This is a genomic window from Hydrogenophaga sp., from assembly GCF_041633695.1.
Classification (GTDB): domain Bacteria; phylum Pseudomonadota; class Gammaproteobacteria; order Burkholderiales; family Burkholderiaceae_C; genus Hydrogenophaga.
This window is the reverse complement of the sequence record NZ_JBFJMY010000552.1, coordinates 1-2,476: the sequence shown is the minus strand read 5'-3', so window position 1 is coordinate 2,476 and position 2,476 is coordinate 1. Positions and strand designations below refer to the sequence as shown.

Below are 2,476 nucleotides of genomic sequence, written 5' to 3'. Positions count from 1 at the left end.
TGCCGATTTTTTCGTGCCCTTGCACGTGCGGGTGCAAAAAGCGCAGCGGGTCAAGGCCGACCTCTTCGTCAGCATCCACGCCGATGCTTTCTACACGCCCAACCCGCAGGGCGCGAGCGTGTTCGCGCTCAGCACCCGCGGCGCCAGCAGCGCGGCCGCGCGCTGGATGGCCAACAAGGAAAATGCCGCCGATCTGGTGGGTGGCATCAACGTCAAGGCCAAAGACGTCACGGTGCAAAAAGCCATGCTCGACATGAGCACCACCGCCCAGATCAACGACAGCCTGAAGCTCGGCGGGGCCATGCTGGGCGAAGTGGGCAAGGTCGGCAAACTGCACAAACCCCGGGTGGAGCAGGCCTCGTTCGCGGTGCTCAAAGCGCCCGACATTCCCAGCGTGCTGGTCGAAACCGCCTTCATCAGCAACCCCGAAGAAGAAACGCGGCTGAACAGCGAGAAGTACCAGAACGATCTGGCCGAAGCCCTGCTGCGCGGCATCGTCAAGTACTTCGGGCAGAACCCGCCCCTGGCGCGCAACCGGCAGGTCTAGGCCCACCCCCGCGCCGCGCCTTCGGCGCGTCACCCCCTCAAGGGGGCAACGCGAGCGGCCCGTCCTGAGCCTGACGAAGGGCGGATCCGCGATGTCCTTGAACAACTCCCCTTCAGGCGCGAAGTGTCTTGCGCCAGAAACGCCGTGGAACCGGCTCCGCCGGGCCACAGGCGTTGCCCCCTTGAGGGGGTCGCGCGCAGCGCGGCGGGGGTGGTTTACCGGGTTGGGTGGGTCAGCCTTTTGCGCGCCAGCCGGCGACGATGGCGATCAGACCCGGCACAAAGATCAGGCCCCAGATGATCTTGCTCAGATTGGCTTGCACCCAGGCCATGTTGCCAAACCAGTAGCCCGCCGCTGTCAGCCCCAGCACCCAGATCACGCCGCCGACCACGTTGTACGCGGTGAACTTGGTGCGCGTCATCTCGGCCACACCGGCCACAAAGGGCGCGAAGGTGCGGATAAAAGGCATGAAGCGCGCCAGGATGATGGTGACGCCGCCGTAACGCTCGTAAAAGGCGTGCGCCTGGTTGAACGCCTTGCGGTTGAAGAAGCGCGAGTTCTCCCACTGGAACACCTTGGGCCCGAAGTAGCGCCCTATCGAGTAATTGGTCTGGTCACCCAGGATCGCGGCCACCAGCATGAGGCCCGCCGCCAGCGGGTAGTCGATCAAACCGGCGCCGCACAGCGCCCCCACGATGAACAACAGGGAGTCGCCGGGCAGAAACGGCATGACCACCAGGCCGGTCTCCACAAAGATGATGGCAAACAGCAGCAGGTAGACCCAGGCGCCGTGGTTCTGCACAAAGGTCTGCAGATGCTGGTCCACGTGCAGGATGAAGTCGATCAGGAGCGAGATGATTTCCATGGTGGGGGGATTATCCCCGCGCCTACAATTCGTCCGTGAACGCCCCTTTTGAAGCCCTCCCCCGCCGCCCCATCCTCGAACTGCCCGACGACCTGATCAGCCAGATCGCTGCCGGTGAGGTGGTGGAGCGCCCCGCTTCGGTGGTGCGCGAACTGCTGGACAACGCGCTCGACGCCGGCGCCACCCAGATCACGCTGCGCCTGTTGGCCGGGGGTGTGCGCCTCATCAGCGTGGAAGACAACGGCAGCGGCATTCTGAAAAGCGAACTGGGCACCGCCCTCAAGCGCCACGCCACCAGCAAGATCGCCAGCCTGAACGATCTCGAATCGGTGCACACCATGGGCTTTCGGGGCGAAGCACTGGCGGCCATCTGCTCCATCGCCGAAGTCTCGCTGGCCACCCGCAGCGATACCGCGCAGGAACCGCACGGCTGGCTGCTCGACGCGCGCAGCGGCGAGCTGCAACCCGCCGCCCGTGCCCAGGGCACCACGGTGGAAGTGCGCGAACTGTTTTACGCGACACCCGCGCGCCGCAAGTTCCTCAAGACCGATGCCACCGAACTCGCCCACTGCATCGAAGCCACGCGCCGCCACGCCCTGGCCCGGCCCGACGTGGGCTTTGCCATCTGGCACGAAGGCAAGCTGGTGGCCCAGTGGCGCGCCGTGAACGGGAGCGGACTGGACGCGCTGCGCCAGCGCCTGGCCGATGTGCTGGGCGACGATTTTGTGGCCAACAGCGTGGCGGTGGACTGGCCGCTGGACGCACCGGCCGCCGAAGACGGTTCGCCCCAGCGCCTGCGCGTCTGGGGTTTTGCCGGCGTGCCCGACGCTGCGCGCTCGCGCGCCGACTGGCAGTTTGCTTATGTGAACGGTCGTTTCGTGCGCGACAAGACCATCACCCACGCCGCGCGCAGCGCCTACGAAGACGTGCTGCACGGCCACCGCCAGCCGGTGTACGCGCTCTTCATCACGCTGGACCCGGCGCGGGTGGATGTGAACGTGCACCCGACCAAGATCGAGGTGCGCTTTCGCGATGGCCGCGAAGTGCACCAGGGCGTGCGCCAC

3 protein-coding genes are annotated in these 2,476 nt (G+C 66.1%); 2 read left to right on the top strand and 1 reads right to left on the bottom strand.

What is annotated here, in order from left to right:
• The coding region (locus ABYB95_RS21560; protein ID WP_372661771.1) for an N-acetylmuramoyl-L-alanine amidase at positions 1–547 on the top strand (547 nt) is incomplete at its 5' end.
• Between the two features lie 232 nt (positions 548–779).
• On the opposite strand, the gene ABYB95_RS21555 is transcribed toward ABYB95_RS21560, so the two are convergent.
• Positions 780–1,412 carry a DedA family protein gene (locus tag ABYB95_RS21555; RefSeq protein ID WP_372661767.1) on the bottom strand — a complete coding sequence of 211 codons (633 nt, stop codon included), beginning with the start codon at positions 1,410–1,412 and terminating at the stop codon, positions 780–782.
• 35 nt (positions 1,413–1,447) lie between these two features.
• Here ABYB95_RS21555 and mutL point away from each other — a divergent pair.
• Positions 1,448–2,476: DNA mismatch repair endonuclease MutL (mutL, locus tag ABYB95_RS21550; RefSeq protein WP_372661764.1), on the top strand; the 1,029-nt coding region annotated here is incomplete at its 3' end.

Excerpts from the sequence above, each read along its gene's own strand:
- ABYB95_RS21555 (WP_372661767.1), bottom strand. The coding sequence starts at position 1,412 with ATGGAAATCATCTCGCTCCTGATCGACTTCATCCTGCACGTGGACCAG.